General features: G+C 74.3%; 18 protein-coding genes and 1 pseudogene. 16 read left to right on the top strand and 3 right to left on the bottom strand.

Going from position 1 to position 22,266, the window contains the following annotated elements; translation table 11 throughout:
• The first annotated feature begins 1 nt into the window (after position 1).
• The 4 genes and pseudogenes from cbiQ to ACIPXB_RS21110 all read left to right on the top strand — a co-directional run.
• The gene (gene cbiQ / locus ACIPXB_RS21125) at positions 2–763 is read left to right on the top strand and encodes a cobalt ECF transporter T component CbiQ (protein ID WP_401452085.1); all 762 of its coding nucleotides are present in this window, start codon (positions 2–4) and stop codon (positions 761–763) included.
• Positions 751–1,569 carry an energy-coupling factor ABC transporter ATP-binding protein gene (locus ACIPXB_RS21120; RefSeq protein ID WP_401452083.1) on the top strand — a complete coding sequence of 273 codons (819 nt, stop codon included), beginning with the start codon at positions 751–753 and terminating at the stop codon, positions 1,567–1,569. Before cbiQ ends, ACIPXB_RS21120 begins: the two co-directional genes overlap by 13 nt.
• A 120-nt stretch (positions 1,570–1,689) precedes the next feature.
• The gene (locus tag ACIPXB_RS21115; protein ID WP_401452081.1) at positions 1,690–2,865 is read left to right on the top strand and encodes a serine hydrolase domain-containing protein; all 1,176 of its coding nucleotides are present in this window, start codon (positions 1,690–1,692) and stop codon (positions 2,863–2,865) included.
• Positions 2,866–2,887: 22 nt separating this feature from the next.
• Positions 2,888–3,067, top strand: a pseudogene (locus ACIPXB_RS21110) (YbaK/EbsC family protein); the annotation flags it as partial.
• A 116-nt stretch (positions 3,068–3,183) separates the two neighbouring features.
• Here ACIPXB_RS21110 and ACIPXB_RS21105 read toward each other — a convergent pair.
• Together ACIPXB_RS21105 and ACIPXB_RS21100 are read right to left on the bottom strand one after the other, a co-directional pair.
• A complete protein-coding gene (locus ACIPXB_RS21105) occupies positions 3,184–4,806 on the bottom strand; it encodes a penicillin-binding transpeptidase domain-containing protein (RefSeq protein ID WP_401452079.1) in 1,623 nt (540 codons plus the stop codon).
• A gap of 129 nt (positions 4,807–4,935) precedes the next feature.
• On the bottom strand, positions 4,936–6,624 hold the full coding sequence (locus ACIPXB_RS21100) for a dolichyl-phosphate-mannose--protein mannosyltransferase (RefSeq protein ID WP_401452077.1): 1,689 nt from the start codon (positions 6,622–6,624) through the stop codon (positions 4,936–4,938).
• A gap of 69 nt (positions 6,625–6,693) precedes the next feature.
• Here ACIPXB_RS21100 and rsmI point away from each other — a divergent pair, with 69 nt between their 5' ends.
• The 12 genes from rsmI to ACIPXB_RS21040 all read left to right on the top strand — a co-directional run bounded on the left by rsmI (position 6,694) and on the right by ACIPXB_RS21040 (position 21,802).
• Positions 6,694–7,572, top strand: coding sequence for a 16S rRNA (cytidine(1402)-2'-O)-methyltransferase (rsmI, locus tag ACIPXB_RS21095; RefSeq protein WP_401452075.1), 879 nt, complete (start codon positions 6,694–6,696; stop codon positions 7,570–7,572).
• Positions 7,573–7,733: 161 nt separating this feature from the next.
• Complete coding sequence (locus tag ACIPXB_RS21090; protein ID WP_401452073.1) at positions 7,734–8,240, top strand: hypothetical protein; 507 nt, start codon at positions 7,734–7,736, stop codon at positions 8,238–8,240.
• Positions 8,241–8,250: 10 nt separating this feature from the next.
• Complete coding sequence (locus ACIPXB_RS21085; protein ID WP_401452071.1) at positions 8,251–9,129, top strand: TatD family hydrolase; 879 nt, start codon at positions 8,251–8,253, stop codon at positions 9,127–9,129.
• Between the two features lie 451 nt (positions 9,130–9,580).
• Positions 9,581–11,056, top strand: a complete 1,476-nt coding sequence (locus ACIPXB_RS21080) for a ubiquitin-like domain-containing protein (RefSeq protein WP_401452171.1) — start codon at positions 9,581–9,583, stop codon at positions 11,054–11,056.
• Positions 11,053–11,973, top strand: a complete 921-nt coding sequence (rsmA, locus tag ACIPXB_RS21075) for a 16S rRNA (adenine(1518)-N(6)/adenine(1519)-N(6))-dimethyltransferase RsmA (protein ID WP_401452069.1) — start codon at positions 11,053–11,055, stop codon at positions 11,971–11,973. The genes ACIPXB_RS21080 and rsmA overlap by 4 nt, the downstream gene beginning before the upstream one ends.
• Positions 11,974–11,978: 5 nt before the next feature.
• A complete protein-coding gene (locus ACIPXB_RS21070) occupies positions 11,979–12,869 on the top strand; it encodes a 4-(cytidine 5'-diphospho)-2-C-methyl-D-erythritol kinase (protein WP_401452169.1) in 891 nt (296 codons plus the stop codon).
• A gap of 117 nt (positions 12,870–12,986) precedes the next feature.
• Positions 12,987–14,786 carry an ABC-F family ATP-binding cassette domain-containing protein gene (locus tag ACIPXB_RS21065; protein ID WP_401452068.1) on the top strand — a complete coding sequence of 600 codons (1,800 nt, stop codon included), beginning with the start codon at positions 12,987–12,989 and terminating at the stop codon, positions 14,784–14,786.
• 147 nt (positions 14,787–14,933) lie between these two features.
• Positions 14,934–16,604, top strand: a complete 1,671-nt coding sequence (locus tag ACIPXB_RS21060) for a PQQ-binding-like beta-propeller repeat protein (protein ID WP_401452066.1) — start codon at positions 14,934–14,936, stop codon at positions 16,602–16,604.
• 86 nt (positions 16,605–16,690) lie between these two features.
• Positions 16,691–18,532 carry a PQQ-binding-like beta-propeller repeat protein gene (locus tag ACIPXB_RS21055; RefSeq protein ID WP_401452064.1) on the top strand — a complete coding sequence of 614 codons (1,842 nt, stop codon included), beginning with the start codon at positions 16,691–16,693 and terminating at the stop codon, positions 18,530–18,532.
• A gap of 148 nt (positions 18,533–18,680) precedes the next feature.
• Complete coding sequence (locus tag ACIPXB_RS21050; RefSeq protein WP_401452167.1) at positions 18,681–19,367, top strand: response regulator transcription factor; 687 nt, start codon at positions 18,681–18,683, stop codon at positions 19,365–19,367.
• A 150-nt stretch (positions 19,368–19,517) separates the two neighbouring features.
• Complete coding sequence (gene galE / locus ACIPXB_RS21045; RefSeq protein ID WP_401452062.1) at positions 19,518–20,489, top strand: UDP-glucose 4-epimerase GalE; 972 nt, start codon at positions 19,518–19,520, stop codon at positions 20,487–20,489.
• Positions 20,490–21,019: 530 nt separating this feature from the next.
• Complete coding sequence (locus tag ACIPXB_RS21040; protein ID WP_401452060.1) at positions 21,020–21,802, top strand: LuxR C-terminal-related transcriptional regulator; 783 nt, start codon at positions 21,020–21,022, stop codon at positions 21,800–21,802.
• Here the strand turns inward: ACIPXB_RS21040 and ACIPXB_RS21035 are convergent.
• Positions 21,761–22,258 (bottom strand): MarR family transcriptional regulator, encoded by a 498-nt coding sequence (locus ACIPXB_RS21035; protein WP_362300578.1) that lies wholly within the window; start codon positions 22,256–22,258, stop codon positions 21,761–21,763. The two genes, ACIPXB_RS21040 and ACIPXB_RS21035, sit on opposite strands and share 42 nt — an antisense overlap.
• Positions 22,259–22,266 lie beyond the last annotated feature (8 nt).

Below are 22,266 nucleotides of genomic sequence, written 5' to 3'. Positions count from 1 at the left end.
CATGGGCGCCGGCCACGCCCACACGCTCTACCGGCACGGGCACTCCCCGGTCCACGCGTTGCCGGCGCACTGCAAACTCGCCGCGACGCTCGCCTTCGTCCTGGTCGTCGTCTCCACCCCGCGCGAGGCGGTCTGGGCCTTCGCCGCGTACGCCGCCCTGCTTGCGGCCGTCGCGGCGGTGGCCCGGATCCCGGCCGGCTTCCTGCTGCGCCGGCTCCTGATCGAGATCCCGTTCGTGGCGTTCGCGCTGCTCCTGCCCTTCGTGGCCGAGGGCGAGCGGGCCGAGGTCCTCGGGATGTCGCTGAGCGTCTCGGGGCTGTGGGGCGCCTGGAACGTGCTGGCCAAGGGCACCCTGGGGGTGGCCGCCTCGGTGCTGCTCGCCTCGACGACCGAACTGCGGGCCCTGCTGCTGGGCCTCCAGCGGCTCAGGCTGCCGCCGCTGCTGGTGCAGATCGCCTCCTTCATGATCCGCTACGGCGACGTGATCACCGACGAGCTGCGCCGGATGTCGATCGCCCGCCGCTCGCGCGGCTTCGAGGCGCGCGGGATCCGGCACTGGGGGGTGCTGGCCAAGACCGCCGGCGCCCTCTTCATCCGTTCCTACGAGCGCGGCGAGCGGGTCTATCTCGCGATGGTCAGCCGCGGGTACGCCGGCGCGATGCCGGTGTTCGACGAGGCCGCCGCCACGCGCACGCAGTGGGCGTACGCGGCCGTACTGCCGGTGGCGGCGCTCGCCGTCTGCCTGATGGGATGGACGCTGTGACGACTGCCCGCTCCTCCGCGTCCGCCGCATGCTCCGCCGTGTCCCCCGGCGGCGCCCCGGCGGTCCCCTCCCTGGACGTCGCCGGGCTCGCCTTCGCCTACCCGGACGGCCACCAGGCCCTCTTCGGTGTGGACCTGACCGTCGGGCGCGGCGAGCGGGTGGCGCTCCTCGGCCCGAACGGCGCCGGCAAGACCACGCTCGTCCTGCACCTCAACGGCATCCTCGGCGGCGGCGTGGGCACCGTGAAGGTGGCCGGCCTGCCGGTGGAGAAGCGGAACTTCGCCGAGATCCGGCGCCGGGTGGGCATCGTCTTCCAGGACCCCGACGACCAGCTGTTCATGCCCACCGTCCGCGAGGACGTCGCCTTCGGCCCGGCGGCCGCGGGCCTGCGCGGCGCGGACCTGGCCGCCCGGGTCCACTCGGCCCTGGACCGGGTCGGCATGGCGGCGTACGCGGACCGGCCGCCGCACCACCTCTCCTTCGGCCAGCGCCGCCGGGTGGCCGTGGCCACCGTGCTGGCCATGGAGCCGGAGATCCTGGTCCTGGACGAGCCCTCCTCCAACCTGGACCCGGCCTCACGGCGCGAGCTCGCCGACATCCTGCGGTCCCTGGACGTGACCGTGCTGATGGTCACCCACGACCTGCCGTACGCGCTGGAGCTGTGCCCGCGCTCGGTGATCCTCAGCGAGGGCGTCATCGCCGCCGACGGCCGCACCCAGAACCTGCTGTGCGACGAGGACCTGATGCGCGCCCACCGCCTGGAGCTGCCGTTCGGCTTCGACCCCCGCTCGGTCGCCGTTCCGTAGGACCGGCGCCGGCCCGAGCGCGGCCACCTGCGGGAAGCAGGGCGGGCCGGTCCGTGTTGGATCCTGACGTGCGGCGCCGCAGGGGTGCCGGGACCGGATCAGCGGGCGAGGAGTACGGACGTGGACGTCCAGGGGACGGTGGCGGAGGGCTTCGAGCCCGTCAGGGACGCGTTCGTGCGCAACTTCGAGGTGCACGGCGACCGGGGCGCTGCCGTGGCCGTCTACCGCGACGGACGCACGGTCGTGGACCTGTGGGCCGGGACCAGGGACGCCGAGGGCGGGGCGGACGGCGAGCCCTGGGCCGCGGACACCGCGCAGATCGTCCGCTCGGCCACCAAGGGCGTCGCCGCCGCCGTACCGCTGCTGCTGCACCAGCGCGGGCTGCTGGACCTGGACGCGCCGGTGGCCTCGTACTGGCCGGAGTTCAAGGCGGGCGGCAAGGACAAGGCCCTCGTACGGCACCTGCTCGCGCACCGGGCCGGGGTGCCCGCCCTGGACCGCCCGCTGACCGCCGCCGAGGCCGGCGACGGACTGTCCGGACCGCGCGCGGTCGCCGAGCAGCAGGCCTTCTGGGAGCCCGGCACCGCCCACGGCTACCACGCGCAGACCTACAGCTGGCTGCTGTCGGAACTGCTGCTGCGGGTCACCGGCGCCTCCCTCGGCAACTGGCTCGCCGCCGAGGTCACCGGGCCGCTGGGCCTGGACTTCTGGATCGGCCTGCCCGAGAACCAGGCCCACCGGGTGGGCCGCACGGCACAGGTCGAGCCGCCGCCACGGGAGGGGGCCCTGCGCACCCGCCCGCGCAGGAACGTCTCCGAGGCCTACGCCGACCCCGCCTCCCTGACCCGGCGGGCCTTCGGCGCCATCGACCCGCTGCCCGACGAGTCCGACGCCGCCTACCGGGCCGCCGAGCTGCCCGCCTCCAACGGCATCGGCACGGCCCGCGCGCTCGCCCGCTTCTACGCCGCCACGCTCGGCGACGTCGAGGACGGCGGCGCCCGGCTGTTCACCCCCGCCACCACCGCGCTGGCCGCCGCCGAGGAGGCCGCCGGCCCGGACCGCGTCCTGGTCGTCGGCACCCGCTTCGGCCCCGGCTACATGCTCCACGGCCCGGCGTCCCCGCTGCTCTCCCCGGCCTCCTTCGGCCACCCGGGCCGCGGCGGCTCCCTGGCCTTCGCCGACCCGGAGGCCGGCATCGGCTTCGGCTACGTCACCAACACGCTGGCCCGGTCCGTCACCGCCGACCCGCGCGCCCAGGCGCTGATCCGGGCGCTGCGGACCGCCATATCGGGCTGAACCCGGCGCGCTGACGTGCCCCGTAGTCGCCGCCGGCGGCGTGCCGGTGCTCGTGCTCATGGACGGCGCCCCGCGCGTCGACGTCGAGGCGGTACGGCGGGAGCTGGGCGCGGGCCGGGTGACGCGGGCCGACGCGGTGGTGGTCCGGGAGACCACCGGCTACGCGATCGGCGGCGTACCGCCCTTCGGGCACGCCACCCGCAACCCGGGGTGGGTGGGTGCGGGTTCAGGATTCGGGGGCTCCGCCCCCGGGTCCCCGCGCCCCCGCGCCTCAGACGCCGGCGGGGCTGGAAGGGGGCGGGGGCGGGCCGGGTCGGGTCAGCCGGACGTGAGGACCTGGGCCACCACCGGGCCGGCGGCGTCGCCGCCGTGGCCGCCGCCCTGGACCATCGCGGCCGCCGCGAGGTCCCCGCTGAACCCGGTGAACCAGCTGTCCGGGGCCGCCGCGCCGTCGACCTCCGCCGAGCCGGTCTTGGCGCCCTTGTCGCCGCCCACCGAGGCCATCGTCGCGGCGCCGGTGCCGCCGGGCGCCGCCGCCCGCCGCATCATCGTCACCAGCTGCGCCGACACCGCCGGCTTCATCCGGCGCTCGGCCTGCGCGACCGTACGGCCGTCCAGCGCCGGATCCACCAGCAGCGGCTGGCGGAAGACCCCGGTCCGCGCCGTCGCCGTGACCGAGGCGATGTTCAGCGGGTTCATCCGGATGGTGCCCTGGCCGATGTACTCGGCGGCAGCCGCCGCGCCCGAGGCCTCGGGGACCTCGCCGTCCCACGACTTCACGCCGGTCTTCCAGTCCAGCCCGATGCCGAAGACCTCGCGGGCCTCCCTGGGCAGCGCCCCGTTGTCGCCGACGGCCTTGATCTGCTTGATGAAGGCGGTGTTGCAGGACTTGGCGAAGCTGGTCGCGAAGGTCTGGCCCGTCAGCTCGAAGTGGTCCAGGTTGTGGAAGGTCCGGCCGTCCCAGGAGACCGTCTTGGGGCATTCGGCGGGCTTGTCCGCCGCCACCAGCCCCCGGTCCAGCAGCATCGCCCCGGTCACGATCTTCATCGTCGAGCCGGGGGCGCGGGTGCCGAGCATGGCGGCGTTGAAGCCGTCCTTGCGGTTGTTGGCCACCGCCAGGATGTCGCCCGTGCTCGGCTGGACCGCCACCACCGAGGACTCGGGGAACCGCGCCACCGCCTTCTCCGCGGCCTCCTGCACCGTGGCGTCCAGCTTGGTCTCGATCCGCCCCGGCTCGCCCTCGGCGAGGGTCAGCAGGGTGCGCCGCGGGGTGCCGGGAGCGGCCGGTTCGATCCACAGCTCGGCGCCGGGCTTCCCGCCCGCCTTCTGCCCGTACGTCTCGCGCAACTGGTCCAGGACGGGGCGCAGCGAGGGGTACTGCTCCGCCGTCAGCTCCTTGCCCTCCCGGTCGACCGCCTTGACGGGCGGGACGGCGGGGGCGCCCGCGCGGAGCCTGTCGTCCTTCTGCAGCTGCGGGTGCAGGACGGCCGACTGCCAGTCCACCAGCGCCTTGCCGGTCGTGGCACCGCGTACGACGGTCAGCTGGGAGGCGTACGCGAAGGGCTTGGTGACCCCCTCGTACGTCACCTCGGCGGCCACGGTGAAGGGCACCGTGGCGCCGGCCGGCGTGCCCGGGGTGATCGCGGCCTTCGAGACGTACGCCTTGGCCTCGTAGTCGGCCAGTGCGGTCCGTGCGGCGGCCGTGTTGTTGGTGAGCGCGGCCGCGCTCTCCTCGTCGCCGGCGGCCCAGGCGGCGAGGAACTCCTTCGCGGTGCCGGCGATCTCCTTGTCGGTCGGCGGACCCGAGGCCCGCGCCGAGACGGCGTCGCTGCCCCCGCCCCCGTCGCCGTCCCCGACCAGCGTGTACACCCCGTACGCCGCGCCCCCCACCATCGCGAGGAACACCCCGCCGACGATGGTGCCCTTGGCCGCCCCGTTCATACGTCCCCTCCCCAGGAGTCACAGCCGACTCACGGCTGCCTGAACATGTTCAGCCAGTCGACTCCCCCTGTCCAGCGCAAACGGTACGGCGGACGGGGGCGGCCGGGGGGAGACGGGCGCGGGCGCGGATCAGATCCAGGTGTCCAGCCACATGCGGTTGCGCCAGGAGTCCATCGGCAGGGTCTGGCCCGTGTAGACCGGCCAGAAGTAGATGAAGTTCCACACGATCAGCAGGACCAGGACGCCCGTGCCGATCGCGCCGATCGCGCGGCGCCGTTCGGAGGAGCCCGCCGGGCCCAGCATCGCACCGATCATCATCGCCACCGCCAGGCACAGGTACGGGACGAAGACCACCGCGTAGAAGTAGAAGATGGTCCGCTCCTGGTAGTTGAACCAGGGCAGGTAGCCCGCGGCCAGGCCGCACAGGAGCGCGCCCGCACGCCAGTCGCGGCGCAGCGCCCACCGGTACAGCGCGTACAGCACCGCGAAGCACGCCGTCCACCACAGCAGCGGCGTGCCCAGCGCCAGCACCTCGCGCGCGCACTTGCCGGCCTCCGTGGCCGGGCAGCCGTCCGTCCCCGGGGCGGGGGACTCGTAGAAGTACGACACCGGCCGGCCCAGGACCAGCCAGCTCCACGGGTTGGACTCGTAGGTGTGGCCCGAGGTCAGGCCCACGTGGAACGTGTAGACCTCCGTCTCGTAGTGCCACAGGCTGCGCAGCCACTCCGGTACCACCGACGGGCCGCCGCCCTGCTTGGCCGCCCAGTCGCGGAAGTAGCCGCCCTTGCCGTCGTCGGGGCTGAGGATCCAGCCCGTCCACGACGCCACGTACACCGCGATGGCCACCGGCACCGTCGAGACGAACGCCGGGACCGCGTCCCGCCGCAGCATCGCCGCGTACGGCGCGCCCGCGCCCGCCGTCCGGCGCGCGCCCGCGTCCCACAGCACCGTCAGGATGCCGAAGAAGGCCAGCACCACCAGGCCGTTCCACTTCGTGCCGAAGGCCAGGCCCAGACAGACACCGGCCAGGATCCGGTACGGGCGCCAGCCCAGCCGCAGGGTCTCCGCCACCGTTACGTCCGGGCGGGTGCGCCCCTCGTCGCCCACCGGCAGCGCCGCCGCCAGCCGGGCCCGGGCCCGGTCCCGGTCGATCAGCAGCGCCCCGAAGGCCGCCAGCACGAAGAACATCAGCACCAGGTCCAGCAGCGCCGTCCGGCTCATCACCAGGTGCAGGCCGTCCACCGCGAGCAGCGCGCCCGCCAGGCAGCCCAGGAACGTCGAGCGGAACAGGCGGCGCCCGATCCGGCACAGCATGAGCACCGACAGGGTGCCGAGCACGGCCGTCATGAACCGCCAGCCGAACGGCGTGAACCCGAACATCCACTCGCCGAGCCCGATCACCCATTTGCCGACCGGCGGGTGCACCACGTACCCCGGGTCGACCGGCAGCCCGACCCCGTTCGGGTTGGCGATGATCGAGCCGTCGATGTCCTTGGGCCAGCTCGCCTCGTAGCCGCGCTGGATGGTGGCCCAGGCGTCCTTGGCGTAGTACGTCTCGTCGAATATCACGGCCTTGGGGCTGCCCAGGTGCCAGAACCGCAGGATTCCGGCGACCAGCGCCACCAGCAGCGGCCCCGCCCACGCCAGGATCCGGTTCACGGTGGCGGCCGCGGCGGCCGGAACCCCCAGCGCCGTCCACAGGTTCGCCGACGGCTTCGCGTACGGCGGCACCAGCCGGGCCGTTACGTCGTCCCGCACGTCGGCGGTCGGTCGGGGCGCGTGCGGCGGCGGCAGCGTCACGGTACTGGTCACGGTCACCGGGTCATCGTAGGGAACGCACCTGTGCGCGCGCCCCGGTACCGGGCGCGGGGCTGAGAGGATGGGCGGGTGACAACTGTGCAGCCCGCCGCGACCGGCGTCCTCGTCCTGGCCGGAACCCCCATCGGCGACCTCGCCGACGCCCCGCCCCGGCTCGCCGCCGAACTGGAGCGCGCCGACGTGGTCGCGGCCGAGGACACCCGGCGGCTGCGCCGGCTCACCCAGGGCCTGGGCGTGCACACCACCGGGCGCGTCGTGTCGTACTTCGAGGGCAACGAGTCCGCCCGTACCCCGGAGCTGGTCGAGGCGCTGGCGGGCGGCGCCCGCGTGCTGCTGGTGACCGACGCGGGCATGCCCTCGGTCTCCGACCCCGGCTACCGGCTGGTCGCCGCCTGCGTCGAGAAGGACATCAAGGTCACCGCCGTGCCCGGGCCGTCGGCCGTGCTGACCGCGCTCGCCCTGTCCGGACTGCCGGTGGACCGTTTCTGCTTCGAGGGGTTCCTGCCGCGCAAGGCCGGCGAGCGGCTGGGCCGGCTGCGCGAGGTGGAGCAGGAGCGGCGCACGCTCGTCTACTTCGAGGCCCCGCACCGCCTCGACGACACCCTCGCCGCGATGGCCGAGGTCTTCGGCGGCGGCCGCCGGGCCGCCGTGTGCCGGGAGCTGACCAAGACCTACGAGGAGGTCCGGCGCGGGCCGCTGGCGGAGCTGGCCGCCTGGGCCGCCGAGGGCGTGCGCGGCGAGATCACGATCGTCGTCGAGGGCGCCCCGCAGGCCGCCCCCGGCGACGTGGACGCCGGCGAACTGGTCCGCCGGGTGCAGGTGCGCGAGGAGGCCGGGGAACGGCGCAAAGAGGCCATCGCGGCGGTCGCGGCCGAGGCCGGCGTACCCAAGCGCGAGGTGTTCGACGCGGTCGTCGCGGCAAAGAATGCGGCACAAAAGATGCTGTAGGACGGTAAAGGGATAACCTGAAAGGCAAAGCTCAGACCGCGCACCGGTGCCTTGGGGAATGAGTCCCCCAAGGGCCGTCCAATACTGGACAGGACCTGATGCGCTCCCGGCCATTGAGGCGTCCACTGGGTCAAGGACACCGGCGGACCAGAGGAGCTGGCATGAGTGAGATCGCAGACACCCCGGTCACGGCGGCGGCCGCCCCGGCCGCCACGGACCCCGCGCCCGCGCCGGCTCCCGCGGGGGTACCGACCGTGCACGAGGCCTACTCGTTCGCGTGCATGAGGTGCGGCTACGGCTGGGAGCAGGCGTACGCCATCGAGCACCACACGGACGCCCTCGGACAGCCGTTCATCCTCTACAAGGCCGGGGGCGAACGCGTCTCCTCGCCGCTGTCCAACCCCACCTGCCTCAACTGCGGCGCGCACGTGGTGCGGATCATGCGCGAGGGCCAGGTGCAGTCGGTGCTCGGCCTGCTCGACCAGATCTACCACTACCCCGTCGCGCCCGGGATCGCCGGCCCCGTACCGGCCGGTGCGAACGTGCCGCGCACGCCCAAGCCGCACGCGGGCGCCCCCGCGCACGACGCGCCGGGTCCGGTCGCGATCGGCCCCGAGGAGCGCGGCGGACGCCTCTCCCGCCTGCTGGGGAAGCTGCGCCGGTCATAAGATCGGCCGTATGAGCCCCGCTTCCCACGACGCCCCGCCGCCGCTGCCCGAACCCCTGGCGGTGGCGGTGGCCGACTCCCACACCCACCTGGACATGCAGGGCGGCACCGTCGAGGAGGCCCTGCGCAAGGCCGCCTCCGTCGGCGTGACCACCGTGGTCCAGGTGGGCTGCGACGTGAAGGGCTCCCGCTGGGCCGCCGAGACCGCCGCCGCGTACGACAACGTCCACGCGGCCGTCGCCCTTCACCCGAACGAGGCGCCGCGCATCGTGCACGGGGATCCTGGGGGAGGGTGGTCGCGGCAGGAGGCCCGGGCCGGGGGCGGGGAGGCCGCGCTCGACGAGGCGCTCGCCGAGATCGAGGCCCTGGCCGCCCTGGAGCACGTACGCGCCGTCGGCGAGACCGGCCTGGACTACTTCCGCACCGGCCCCGAGGGCATGGCCGCCCAGGAGCGCTCCTTCCGCGCCCACATCGAGATCGCCAAGCGGCAGGGCAAGGCCCTGGTCATCCACGACCGCGAGGCCCACGCCGACGTGCTGCGGATCCTGCGCGAGGAGGGCGCCCCGGAGCGGACGGTCTTCCACTGCTACTCCGGCGACGCCGAGATGGCCCGCGCGTGCGCGGCCGCCGGCTACTACATGTCGTTCGCGGGGACGGTCACCTTCAAGAACGCCCAGCCGCTGCGCGACGCCCTCGCGGTGGCCCCGCTGGAGCTGGTCCTCGTCGAGACCGACGCCCCGTACCTGACGCCCGCGCCCTACCGGGGCCGGCCCAACGCGCCGTACCTGATCCCGCTGACCGTGCGCGCGATGGCCGCCGTCCGCGGCCTCGACGAGGACACCCTGTGCGAGGCCCTCGCCGCGAACACGGCCCGCGCCTTCGCCTACTGACCCGGCGGCCCGCTCCCGCCCGCCGGCGACACGCTGAGTAGTCGTACGACTTTGGTGAGTGACGCTCGCTCCGCTAGGGTGCCGTGCCCGAAGCAGCGGCCGGATCAGTGGAGCGAGCGTCGTGAGCGATACCCAGGGCCTTGTGGCGCAGCCGCCGTACGACGCGTACGCCGGGTTCGGCGGCGGAACCGGCCACTGGCCCGACCCGTACGCCGGCCGCCCCGGCGGTGGCGACTGGGCCGCGGGCACGCCGGAACCGCCCGCGGGCCCCGGAACCCCGCAGCCGTACCCGTCGTACGGACCCGCCGGGACGTACGAGACCCACGCCCGGTACGGCGACGCACCGACCGTGCCGGACGGTCAGCACGGTCAGCACGGGCCCGGCGGGCTCGACGGTCCGCACCGGTCCGGCGGGACGGACGGGCCGCACGGGTCCGGCGGGCTTGCCGGGATGTACAGGTCCGGTGGGACGGACGCGCCGCACCCGCCCGGCGGGCCTGACGGTCCGCACGGGTCCGGCGGGACGGACGGGCTCGACGAGTCGGGCGGGCCGCACGGACCGGGTGGGTTCGGCGGGGCCGGTGGGTCCGGTGGGCCGCACGGGCCCGAGACGGCCGATGTGCCCGGCCCCCGGCAGGGCCGGCGCCGCCGGGCCGCCCCGGCCCCCGCACCCGGCAGGGCGCCCGACGCCCCCGCACCCGGCAGGGCGCCCGACGCCCCCGCACCCGGCACCGGCACCGTGCCCGACGCCCCCTTCATCCCCTCCACGCCCGACCCGGCCGACGTCCCCGGGCCCGCCGGGCGCCGGGGCGCCCGGCGGGGGGCGCGGGCCGGGCGGGACAGCTGGCGCCGGATCGTGCCGCAGGCCCTCGTCGTGGCCTTCCTCGCCGGCGGCACCTCCGCCTTCGTCGCCGCCGACAAGTCCGTCCGCCTCACCGTCGACGGCACCGCCCGCACCCTGCACACCTTCGCCGACGACGTCGACGAACTGCTGGCCGCCGAGGGCCTCGGCGTCGGCCCCCACGACCAGGTGGCCCCCGGCCGCCACGCCGACCTCGACGACGGCGACGAGATCGTCGTCCGCTACGGCCGCCCGCTGCGCCTGACCCTGGACGGACAGCGCCGCCAGGTGTGGACCACCGCCCGCACCGTCGGAGGCGCCCTGCGGCAGCTCGGCGTCCGTGCCGAGGGCGCCTACCTCTCCACCCCCCGCACCACCGCCGTCCCCCGCGCCGGCCTCACCCTCAACGTGCGCACCGAACGCAGCGTCACCTTCCTCGCCGACGGCCGCGAGAGCACCATCCGCACCAACGCCGCCACCGTCCAGGAGGCCCTCGACCAGGCCGGGATCACCCTCCAGGGCCAGGACACCACCTCCGTGCCCCCCGACGCCTTCCCCCGCGACGGCCAGACCGTCACCGTCCTGCGCATCACCGGCACCCGCGAGGTCCGCGAGGAGCGCATCCCGTACGAGACCGAGAAGGTCGAGGACGCCACCCTGTTCACCGGGACCGAGGTCGTCGAACGGGCCGGCCGGCCCGGCGCCCGCCGGGTCACGTACGCCCTGCGCACCGTCAACGGGGTCCGGCAGAAGCCGCGCCGTATCGCCGAGGAGATCGTCCGCGAGCCCGTCACCCAGCGGGTCCTGGTCGGCACCCGCCCGCTGCCCACCTCGGTCGCGGGCGCCGACGGCCTCGACTGGGGCGCGCTGGCCCACTGCGAGTCCGGCGGCCGGCCCGCGGCCACCGACGCGTCGGGCACGTACGGCGGGCTGTACCAGTTCGACGTCGCCACCTGGCGGTCCCTCGGCGGCAGCGGCCGGCCCCAGGACGCGAGCGCCGGCGAGCAGACGTTCCGGGCCAAGAAGCTCTACGTGCAGCGGGGGGCGAGTCCGTGGCCCCACTGCGGCCGTAGGCTTTACCGGTGAGCACCGCAGAGCAGCCCGAGCCGCACGGCACCCCCGACGCCCCCGACGCCCCCGGCACCCTCCTGGGGGCCGCCGACATCCGCGAGCTGGCGGCGGTCCTCGGCGTCCGCCCCACCAAGCAGAAGGGGCAGAACTTCGTCATCGACGCCAACACCGTGCGCCGGATCGTCCGCACCGCCGAGGTGCGGCCCGACGACGTGGTGGTGGAGGTCGGGCCCGGGCTCGGCTCGCTGACGCTGGCCCTGCTGGAGGCCGCCGACCGGGTCACCGCCGTCGAGATCGACGACGTGCTGGCCGCCGCGCTGCCCGCGACGATCACCGCCCGCATGCCGCAGAAGGCCGACCGGTTCGCGCTGGTCCACTCCGACGCCCTGCACGTGCAGGAGCTGCCGGGCCCGCCGCCCACCGCGCTGGTGGCCAACCTGCCGTACAACGTCGCCGTGCCGGTCCTGCTGCACATGCTCGACCGGTTCCCGACCATCGAGCGCACCCTGGTCATGGTCCAGGCCGAGGTCGCCGACCGGCTCGCGGCCCGGCCCGGCAACAAGGTCTACGGCGTGCCCTCGGTCAAGGCCAACTGGTACGCCGACGTCAAGCGCGCCGGCGCCATCGGCCGCAACGTGTTCTGGCCCGCGCCCAACGTCGACTCCGGGCTCGTCGCGCTGACGCGCCGTACCGAGCCGGTGAAGACCACCGCCACCAAGGCCGAGGTCTTCGCCGTCGTCGACGCCGCGTTCGCCCAGCGCCGCAAGACCCTGCGCGCCGCCCTGGCCGGCTGGGCCGGCTCGGCCGCGGCCGCCGAGAGCGCCCTGGTCGGCGCCGGGATCTCCCCGCAGGCCCGCGGCGAGGGCCTGACCGTCGAGGAGTTCGCCCGCATCGCCGAGCACAAGCCCGCCGCCGAGAGGGCCGCCCTGTGAACCCCGTGAGCGTCACCGTCCGCGTGCCCGCGAAGGTCAACGTCCAGCTGGCGGTCGGCGCCGCCCGCCCCGACGGCTTCCACGACCTCGCCAACGTCTTCCTCGCCGTCTCCCTCCACGACGAGGTGACGGCCACCCCCGCCGAGGAGCTGCGCGTCACCTGCGAGGGACCCGACGCCGACCAGGTCCCCCTGGACCGCACCAACCTCGCCGCCCGCGCCGCCGAACTCCTCGCGGCCCGCCACGGCATCGAGCCGGCCGTCCACCTCCACATCGACAAGGCCATCCCCGTCGCCGGCGGCATGGCCGGCGGCAGCGCCGACGGCGCCGGAGCCCTCCTGGCCTGCGACACCCTGTGGGGCCTGAACACCCCCCGCGAGGAACTCCTGGCCCTGTGCGCGGAGCTCGGCAGCGACGTCCCCTTCAGCCTGGTCGGCGCCGCCGCCCTCGGCACCGGGCGCGGCGAGCACCTCACCCCCGTCCCGGCCGGCACCTTCCACTGGGTGTTCGCCGTCGCCGACGGCGGGCTGTCCACCCCGGCCGTCTTCCGCGAGTTCGACCGCCTCACCGCCGGCACGGCCGTCCCCGTACCGCAGGCCGACCCGGCCCTGCTGGCCGCCCTGCGCTCGGGCGACGCCGAAGCCCTCGCCAAGACCCTGGCCAACGACCTCCAGCCGGCCGCCCTCTCGCTGCGCCCCCAGCTCGCCGACACCCTGGCCACGGGCACCGCGGCCGGCGCCCTGGCCGCCCTGGTCTCCGGCTCCGGCCCCACCACGGCCTTCCTGGTCCCCGACCCGGCCACCGCCGCCGCGGTCGCGGCCGCCCTCGAAGCCTCGGGCACCTGCCGCACCACCCGCACGGCCACGTCCCCGGCCCCGGGCGCGGCGGTCGTGTGAGCGTGTACGGCGGCATCGGGATGGTCCGGCGGTGGCCGGGTGGCGGGGGAGCGTTCCGGTCCGTTGCGGAAGGTTAGGCTGAGGGGCTGATCCATCCCCCTACCTGGAGCGCGTCTGATGGCCGTCAATCTGGTCAATGTCGAGGCAGTCAGCAAGGTGTACGGCACCCGTACCCTGCTCGACGGCATCTCCCTCGGCGTGTCCGAAGGGGACCGGATCGGAGTCGTCGGCCGCAACGGCGACGGCAAGACCACCCTGATCCGCATGCTCGCCAAGCTGGAGGAGCCCGACAGCGGCCGCGTCACGCAGAACAGCAGCCTGCGCATGGGCGTCCTCACCCAGCACGACTCCCTCGACCCCACGGCCACCATCCGCCACGAGATCATCGGCGACATGGCCGACCACGAGTGGGCCGGCAACGCCAAGATCCGCGACGTGCTGACCGGCCTGTTCGGCGGACTGGACCTGCCCGGCTTCGGCCAGGGCCTGGACACCGTCATCGGCCCGCTCTCCGGCGGCGAGCGCCGCCGTATCGCGCTCGCCAAGCTGCTCATCGCCGACCAGGACCTCCTCGTCCTCGACGAGCCCACCAACCACCTCGACGTCGAGGGCATCGCCTGGCTCGCAGGCCACCTCCAGGCCCGCCGCTCCGCCCTCGTCTGCGTCACCCACGACCGCTGGTTCCTCGACCAGGTCTGCACCCGCATGTGGGACGTCCAGCGCGGCGCCGTCCACGAGTACGAGGGCGGCTACAGCGACTACGTCTTCGCCCGCGCCGAGCGCGAACGGATCGCCGCCACCGAGGAGTCCAAGCGGCAGAACCTGATGCGCAAGGAGCTGGCCTGGCTGCGCCGCGGCGCCCCCGCCCGCACCTCCAAGCCCCGCTACCGCATCGAGGCCGCCAACGAGCTGATCGCCGACGTGCCGCCGCCGCGCGACCGCTCGGAGCTGATGCGCTTCGCCAACGCCCGCCTGGGCAAGACCGTCTTCGAGCTGGAGGACGTCACCGTCCAGGCCGGCCCCAAGACCCTCCTCAAGCACCTCACCTGGCACCTGGGCCCCGGCGACCGCATCGGCCTGGTCGGCGTCAACGGCGCCGGCAAGACCTCCCTGCTGCGCGCGCTGGCCGAGGCCGCCCGCAGCCAGGGCGACACCCAGCCGGCCGCCGGCACCGTCACCGTCGGCAAGACCGTCAAGCTCGCCTACCTCTCCCAGGAGGTCGGCGAACTCGACCCGTCCCTGCGGGTGCTGGAGGCCGTCCAGCGCGTACGCGACCGCGTCGACCTCGGCAAGGGCCGCGAGATGACCGCCGGTCAGCTGTGCGAGCAGTTCGGCTTCACCAAGGAGAAGCAGTGGACGCCCGTCGGCGACCTCTCCGGCGGTGAGCGGCGCCGGCTGCAGATCCTGCGCCTGCTGATGGACGAGCCCAACGTCCTCTTCCTCGACGAGCCCACCAACGACCTCGACATCGAGACCCTCACCCAGCTGGAGGACCTCCTCGACGGCTGGCCCGGCTCCATGATCGTGATCTCCCACGACCGGTTCTTCATCGAGCGCACCACCGACACCGTGATGGCGCTCCTGGGCGACGCCACCCTGCGCATGCTGCCGCGCGGCCTGGACGAGTACCTGGAGCGCAGGCAGCGGATGATCGAGGCGGCCGCCCCGGCGCCCGCCCCGGCCGCCGCCGTGAAGTCCACCTCCTCCGGCGACGCGCGCGCCGCGAAGAAGGAACTCCAGAAGATCGAGCGGCAGCTCAACAAGCTCGCCGACCGCGAGTCCCACCTGCACGCCCAGATCGCCGACCACGCCACCGACTACGACAAGGTCGCCAAGCTCGACACGGAGCTGCGGGAACTGCTCGCCGAACGCGACGAGTTGGAGATGCGCTGGCTGGAGCTCGCCGAAGAGGCCTGACCGCATCACCCCGCCGGCCGGATCACGGCGGCGTCACGGGCCGGTCCGCCCTTGGGAACAGGGGTGCGACCGGCCCCTGCGACGTGCGGCGCGAGTGATACAAAGGTCATCCCCCTCACTCCCGCCGAACGCCGAAGGTCCGCGCCGATGACTGTGCCGCCGCAGCCGAACCAGCCGCCCGTACCGGACGGTTACGGACATCTGCCCGGCCCGCCGCAGCAGGGGTACGGCCGGCCGCACGCGGGCCCCAACCCGTACGCCCAGCAGCCCCCGCACGCCGGCGCACCCCACCCGGGCCACGGCTACGGATACCCGCAGCCGCCGACGGTCCCGCAGCCCTACCCGGTCCCCGGCGGCCCCGGCGGTCCCGGCAAGCCGCCCCGCGGCAAGCGGACGGCCCTCGTCGCCGCCGCCGTGGCCGCCGCGCTGGCGCTGGGCACCGGCGGCTACTTCGTCCTCGCCGGCGACGACAACGACGGCGCCGGCGGCAAGCCCGCCGCGCAGGGCTCCGCCCCGGCCGACGCGGGCCCCTCGGCCGGCCCCTCCGTCGACAAGGGCGACGGCAAGGGCGACGGCAAGGGCGGCGGGACGGAACCCGACCTCAACTCCGGCCGCAAGCCCGGCGAGGACCGCGTCCTGTGGCTCAAGACCAACTCCGTCGAGCTGCCCGGCGGCGGCGCCCCCGCACCCGCCCAGTGGGTCGTCGGCGACACCGTCGTCAAGCTCGCGTACAAGACCGTCACCGGCTACGCGGTGACCGACGGCAAGGAACGCTGGAGCGTCACCCTGCCCGGCACGCTCTGCGGCGCCACCCCCAACCAGGCCTCCCCGGACGGCAAGACCGTCCTCGCCTACAAGAGCGGCGACTCCGGCGAGTCGGACTGCAACCAGCTCAAGATGATCGACCTCAAGGCGGGCAAGGAGGGCTGGACCAAGGAGGTGCCCAAGGAGGGCATCTTCGACATCATGACCTCCCTCACCCTGGCCATCTCCGGCGACACCGTCGCCGTCAGCCGAGTGGGGTCCAGCAGCGCCTTCAAGGTGAGCACCGGCGACCGGCTCTTCGCCCGCACCGAGCAGCCCACCACCGACCCCGGCGGCTGCAAGCCCGAGACGTACGCCGGCGGGTCCAAGTTGGTCGCCGTCGCCCGCTGCCCCGACGCCGGCGAGGAACTCCAGGGCGCCGACCCGGTCACCGGCAGGACGACGTGGCACTACCGGCTCCCCACGGGCTGGCGCGTCTCCAAGATCTACTCGGTGGACCCCGTCGTCATCGACGCCACCAACAAGGAGAAGAACGAGCGCTCCATCGCGGTCGTCGGCACCGACGGGAAGCTGCGCACCCAGCTCAGCGGCGACGGCAAGTTCGCCGCCCGCTGCGGGCTGACGCTCATGGACCGCTCGCTGCAGAACTGCACCGGCGTGGTCGTCGACGCCGCCACGAACACCATGTACCTGCCCACCGAGGGCCGTTCGAACGAGATCGTCGCCTTCGACCTGGGCACCGGCAAGTCCACCTGGCGCACCCCGGCGGGCCCGAACCGCGAGGTGATCCCGCTCAAGGTCGAGAACGGGCAGCTGTACGGGTACCTGGCCGGCGATGACGACAAGGGCGGCGAGGTGCTGTCGGTCCCCCTGGGCGGCGGCAAGGCCACCACGGTGCTGCGCAACCCCTCGGCCCCGGCGGCCAAGGTCGAGAACACCATGCTCTCCCCGCAGATCGACTTCGTCGACGGACGGCTGTTCCTCTCCTCCACCCACCTGGCGGGCAGCAGGGACGGCTCGCCCGAGAAGCTCCTGATGGTCTTCGGCAAGTGAGCCGGCCGTACGTCGGCAGCGTGAGCCGGCCGTACGTCGGCACGTGACGTGGAAATCGCCCGGCAAGTGAGAGGCAACGACACCCCATGAGTACCCCGCCACCCCCTCCGAACCAGCCGCCCGCCGGCGGCTTCGGAGCCCCCCAGGATCCCCCGCCGGGCGGCTTCGGCGCCCCGCAGAACCCCCCGCCGGGCGGCTACGGCGCCCCGCAGAACCCCCCGCCGGGCGGCTACGGCGCCCCGCAGAGCCCGCCCCCGGGCGGCGGCTTCGGCGCGCCCACGCCCCCGCCCCCGCAGGGCCAGCCCGGCCAGCCCGGGTACGGCTACCCCCAGCCCGGCTACGGCTACCCGCAGGCGCCGCCGCCCGCCCAGCCCGGCTGGACGCCCCCGGCGCCCGCCCAGGGCGGCTACCAGCAGCCCCCGGGCACCCTGCCCCCGCCCCCGTTCGGCCCGCCGCCGGGCACCCTGCCCCCGCCGCCCCCCGGCGGCGGCAACGCCAAGCGCAACCAGCTGATGATCATCGGCGCGGCGGTCGTCGCCATCGCCGTCATCGTCGCAGGCGGCTTCTGGCTGGTCTCCGGTGACGACGGCGGCAAGCAGGAGGCCACCGGCGGCCAGAGCAGCGCCGGCGGCGACAAGCCCGGCGGCGGCACCGCCGCGGGCGGCGGCACCGAGAAGGTGCCCTCCAACACCAAGTCCAAGACCCTGGTCAACGTCCCGCAGCCGACGGTCGAGGACCTCGTCAACGTCAAGGGCTCCTGGATCAACGACACCGTCTACGCCAAGTCGGACGTCGCCAAGATCGTCGGCTACAACCTGAGCGACGGCGCCAAGAAGTGGGAGATCCCCTTCGGCGGCCAGCTGTGCGGCGCCAGCCGGCACGTCAGCGACAACAAGACCGCCGTGCTGTTCCAGGAGGGCATGCCCTCCGCCCAGAACAAGTACCCGCGCTGCAACCAGGCCGCCGTCATCGACCTGAACACCGGCAAGCTCGTGTGGTCGGGCGGCGCCCAGTCCGTCACCAGCGGCGACAAGAAGGTCGAGTTCAAGGAGATCACCGTCTCCGGCCAGACCGTCGCCGCCGGCGGCCTGCAGGGCGGCGCCGCCTGGAACCTGGCCGACGGCAAGAGCCTGTGGGTGCCCAAGGCGGACGCCGAGAAGTGCTACGACCTCGGCTACGCCGGCGGCGAGGCCCTCGCTGTCATCCGCAAGTGCGGCGACTACGGCCAGCAGTACCTCCAGGCCCAGGTCCTCGACCCGGCCACCGGCGCGCCCAAGTCCTCGTACAAGATGAGCGCCGGCATCGAGTGGGCCAGCATCGTCTCCACCAAGCCGCTGGTCGTCGGCGCCGACGTCGGCCGCACCGCCAAGAACGGCACCGGCGTCAGCGACCTCTTCGTCATCGACGACGCGGGCCAGCTCAAGAGCAAGATCGAGCTGACCTCCGGGAACTACGAGCCCGAGTGCGGCGCCGTCGAGGTCGAGTCCTGCACGAAGATGGCCGTGGGCAACGGCAAGGTGTACCTGCCCTCCATCCAGCACCAGGGCCAGTCCGCCGCGGCCCGCACCAACGAGATCCTCTCCTTCGACCTCGACACGGGCAAGCAGACCACCGACCGCGCCGACGCGGGCGAGCGGTACTCGATGCTCCCGCTGCGCATGGACGGGTCGAACATCATCGCCTACAAGGTGCCCCCGTACGACAAGGGCGGCCAGGTCGTCAGCATCGACCCGGCGACGATGAAGCAGACCGTCCTGATGGAGAACCCGGCGGACAAGGACATCCGCCGTGCCGAGACCAGCTTCTCGCCCGACCACGCCGAGTTCCGCTACCACAACGGCCGGCTGTTCATCTCCCAGCAGCTGGTCAGCAAGCCCTACAGCTCCGGCGACCCGCGCTACCTGTTCGTCTCCTTCGCGGCCAACTGAGCGCACGCCCGGCCCGCGGACGCGACGAAGGCGTCCACCAGCCCCCGGAAGGTCCGTCCTTCCGGGGGCTTTAACGCGGGTAACCGGCACACGCCGTCGAACAAGCGTGTAGCTTGCCGGGTCAGAAGGGTCGGGGGTGGGGGCCGTAATGGGCGTACGGGTCGTGGTGGTCGACGAGCACCGGCTGCTGGCCGAGGCGCTGGCCTCGGCCCTGAAACTGCGCGGGCACCGGGTGCTCGCCGCGGCCGCCCCGGCCGCGGGCGCCGCCGAGCTGGTCATCGGCCGGGCACCGGAGGTCTGCCTCTTCGGTACGGCCGCCCCGGCCGAACCCGGCGTCTTCGAACCGGTGGTGCGCATCCGCCGCGAACGCCCCCAGATCGCCGTCGTCGTCCTGGGCCCGGTGCCCAGCCCCCGCGGGATCGCCGCCGCCTTCGCGGCCGGCGCCTGCGGCTACGTACGCCAGGACGAGCGCATCGAGGGCGTCGAGCGGGCCCTGGCCAAGGCCCGGGCGGGCGAGGCGGCCGTCGCCCCGCAGCTGCTCCAGGGCGCCTTCGCCGAGCTGCTCAACCCCGCCGTCCAGCCCGACGACGAGGGCAGCCGGCTGCTGCGGCTGCTGACCCCGCGCGAGGCCGAGGTCCTGGTGCGCGTCGCCGACGGCGAGGACACCCGCCTGATCGCCGCCGGCATGGCCATCGCGCCGAGCACCGCCCGTACGCACGTGCAGCGGGTCCTGATGAAGCTGGGCGTCGGCTCCCGCCTGGAGGCGGCCGCGCTGGCCGCCCGCACCGGGCTGCTGGAACGGGCGGCCGGCGCGCGCACCGCGGCCGGGGAGTGAGCGGCGGCCGCAGCCGGGCGGCCGCCGATTTCCCCGCGGGACCGGAAATGGGGTAAGCCAGAGATGCGAACCCCGCATCCCATCAGCATCCCCATCTCCACCCCCATCCCAGCTCCTGACGAGTGCATTCATGCGAGAGGTAGTAGGCGAGTGAGCAAGTACCTGGTCACCGGCGGCGCCGGATACGTGGGCAGCGTGTGCGCGGCCCATCTCCTGGAGGCCGGCCACGAGGTCACCATCCTCGACAACCTCTCCACCGGCTTCCGCGAGGGCGTCCCGGCCGGCGCCGCCTTCATCGAGGGCGACATCAAGGACGCGGCCCGCCACCTGGACGCCTCCTACGACGCCGTGCTGCACTTCGCGGCGTTCTCACAGGTCGGCGAGTCGGTGGTGAACCCGGGCAAGTACTGGGACAACAACGTCGGCGGCACCATGTCCCTGCTGGCCGCCATGCGCGAGGCCGGCGTGACCAAGCTGGTCTTCTCCTCCACCGCCGCCACCTACGGCGAGCCCACCGAGGGCCTGCTCACCGAGGACGCGGCGACCCGGCCCACCAACCCCTACGGCGCCACCAAGCTCGCCGTCGACCACATGATCGCGGGGGAGTGCGCGGCGCACGGCCTGGCCGCCGTCTCGCTGCGCTACTTCAACGTCGCGGGCGCCTACGGCGCGTACGGCGAGCGCCACGACCCCGAGAGCCACCTGATCCCGCTGGTGCTCCAGGTCGCGCAGGGCCGCCGCGAGGCCATCTCGGTCTTCGGCCAGGACTACCCGACCCCCGACGGCACCTGCGTACGCGACTACATCCACGTCGCCGACCTCGCCGAGGCGCACCTGGCGGCACTCGACGCGGCCGTCGCCGGCGAGCACCTCATCTGCAACCTGGGCAACGGCAACGGCTTCTCCGTGCGCGAGGTCATCGAGACCGTCCGCAAGGTCACCGGCCACGAGATCCCCGAGGTCGTCGCCGAGCGCCGGGCCGGCGACCCGGCCGTCCTGGTCGCCTCCGCCCGGCGCGCCCACGACCGGCTCGGCTGGACGCCGCGCCGCGCGGACCTCGCCGGGATCGTCGCCGACGCCTGGGAGTTCGCCCAGCGCCGCGCCGCGCAGCCCTCCGCCTGACGCCCGCGGCGTCCCCGACGCCGCCGCTCCCACCCCGTACGCGTGGGGCCCGTACGACCCCGTACAGCTCTGTACGACCCCGCCGAACCCGCCGGCTCACAACGGCCCGGGACGGCTCACGGCCCCGGCGCGCACACTCGTCCGCGCGCCGGGGCCGTGCCTTGCGCGCGGGCGCCCAGCGTGCGCACGCCGGGTGAAATGCCCCCCGTGCAACTGCCCGTGGCACGCGCCGTCCCCGACGCCGCGTTCCGGGCCACCTCCAGGGATCGTTTCCGGCCACGTGCGGCCCCGTCCGGAGCGCCCGGGCCGGAAAATCGCCGGGAAAACTTCTGCTATTCGGCCAACCGCGGGACCCTGGCCGTCCTACGCTGATGCGTGACACCGGTGGGGGCCGGTGTTGATTCAGGGGTCGAGACACGTCGGGTACGGCGTCCGGTCCGGGGTAGTCCACTGGTGTCACGGCGGCGGCCGCGGCGCTCGCGGTTCACCGGGTCCGGGCGTCGTACCCGCGGTCGTCCGTTCCCCGACCCTTGGGGGTGTCTGTGGTTCGTATCCGGGTTCTCGTGGTGGACGATCACCGAATCTTCGCCGAGTCGCTCGCCGCGGCACTGGCCGCCGAGCCGGACGTGGACGTGTCCGCGGCCGGCAGCGGTCCCGCGGCCCTGCGCTGTCTGGACCGCGCGGCCGGCGAGGGACGGCGTTTCGACGTCCTGCTGGTCGACGCCGACCTCGGCGCCGCGGCCGGGGCCGGCGCCGTACCCGCGCAGCGGGAGCCGGGTTCGTCGCCCGCGCCGCCGGGCGACGGCATCGCCCTGGTCGCCGGGGTGCGCGGCGCGCACCCGGCCGTGCGTACGGTCGTACTGGCCGAGCGGGACGATCCGCGGCGGGCGGCGCTGGCCCTGCAGGCCGGGGCCTCGGGCTGGGTGGCCAAGGACTGCTCGCTCTCCCGGCTGCTCGCGGTGGTCCGGGGCGTGCTGCGGGAGGAGACCCATCTGCCGCCCGCGCTGCTGACCGGGGTGCTGCGGGAGCTGACCGCGGCGCGCAAGCACCGCAGCGACAGCGAACGGCTGGTGGAGTCGCTCACCCCGCGCGAGCACGAGGTGCTGCGGTGCATGGTGGCGGGCCTGGGCCGCAAGGACGTGGCCGCCCGGCTGTTCCTCTCCCCGCACACCGTCCGCACGCACATGCAGAACGTGCTGGGCAAGCTCGGCGTGCACTCCACGCTCGCGGCCGTGGCGCTGGCCCGGCGGGCGGGCGTACGGCCGGCGGAGCTAGCCGGGGATGTTGTCGAACGGAGCGGTCAGCTGGCGTAGCAGGGCCGCGAGGTCCCCGCGCTGGCCCCGGGAGAGCTGGGCGAGGATGGCCCGCTCCTGGGCGAGCAGCCCGGCGAGCGCCTGGTCGGCGCGGTCCCGGCCCTCGGGGGTCAGGCGCACCAGGACCCCCCGCCGGTCGCTGGGGTCGGGCAACCGCTCGACCAGGCCCTTCTTGGCGAGCCGGTCGATCCGGTTGGTCATGGTGCCGGAGGTGACGAGCGTCTGGGTCAGCAGTTGCCCGGGGGAGAGCTGGTACGGCGCTCCGGCGCGGCGAAGCGAGGTGAGGACGTCGAACTCCCACGGCTCCAGGCCGTGCTCGGAGAAGGCGAGCCGGCGGGCCCGGTCGAGGTGGCGCGCGAGCCTGCTGACGCGGCTGAGCACTTCGAGCGGTTCCACGTCGAGGTCAGGGCGCTCCCGCCGCCATGCCGCGACCAATCGGTCGACCTCGTCCTCCATGCCGATCA

It is taken from the genome of Streptomyces sp. NPDC090022, assembly GCF_044748145.1.
GTDB lineage: Bacteria > Actinomycetota > Actinomycetes > Streptomycetales > Streptomycetaceae > Streptomyces.
Note: the sequence above shows the minus strand (reverse complement) of the source record. Positions and strands in the feature narration are given on the sequence as shown.

What these genes read in the sequence shown, in the direction of transcription:
- cbiQ (WP_401452085.1), top strand. Translation starts at nt 2, where the DNA reads ATGGGCGCCGGCCACGCCCACACGCTCTACCGGCACGGGCACTCCCCG.
- ACIPXB_RS21120 (WP_401452083.1), top strand. Translation starts at nt 751, where the DNA reads ATGGACGCTGTGACGACTGCCCGCTCCTCCGCGTCCGCCGCATGCTCC.
- ACIPXB_RS21105 (WP_401452079.1), bottom strand. Translation starts at nt 4,806, where the DNA reads ATGAACGGGGCGGCCAAGGGCACCATCGTCGGCGGGGTGTTCCTCGCG.
- ACIPXB_RS21090 (WP_401452073.1), top strand. Translation starts at nt 7,734, where the DNA reads ATGAGTGAGATCGCAGACACCCCGGTCACGGCGGCGGCCGCCCCGGCC.
- ACIPXB_RS21085 (WP_401452071.1), top strand. Translation starts at nt 8,251, where the DNA reads ATGAGCCCCGCTTCCCACGACGCCCCGCCGCCGCTGCCCGAACCCCTG.
- ACIPXB_RS21080 (WP_401452171.1), top strand. Translation starts at nt 9,581, where the DNA reads ATGTACAGGTCCGGTGGGACGGACGCGCCGCACCCGCCCGGCGGGCCT.
- ACIPXB_RS21065 (WP_401452068.1), top strand. Translation starts at nt 12,987, where the DNA reads ATGGCCGTCAATCTGGTCAATGTCGAGGCAGTCAGCAAGGTGTACGGC.
- ACIPXB_RS21060 (WP_401452066.1), top strand. Translation starts at nt 14,934, where the DNA reads ATGACTGTGCCGCCGCAGCCGAACCAGCCGCCCGTACCGGACGGTTAC.
- ACIPXB_RS21055 (WP_401452064.1), top strand. Translation starts at nt 16,691, where the DNA reads ATGAGTACCCCGCCACCCCCTCCGAACCAGCCGCCCGCCGGCGGCTTC.
- ACIPXB_RS21050 (WP_401452167.1), top strand. Translation starts at nt 18,681, where the DNA reads ATGGGCGTACGGGTCGTGGTGGTCGACGAGCACCGGCTGCTGGCCGAG.
- ACIPXB_RS21035 (WP_362300578.1), bottom strand. Translation starts at nt 22,258, where the DNA reads ATGGAGGACGAGGTCGACCGATTGGTCGCGGCATGGCGGCGGGAGCGC.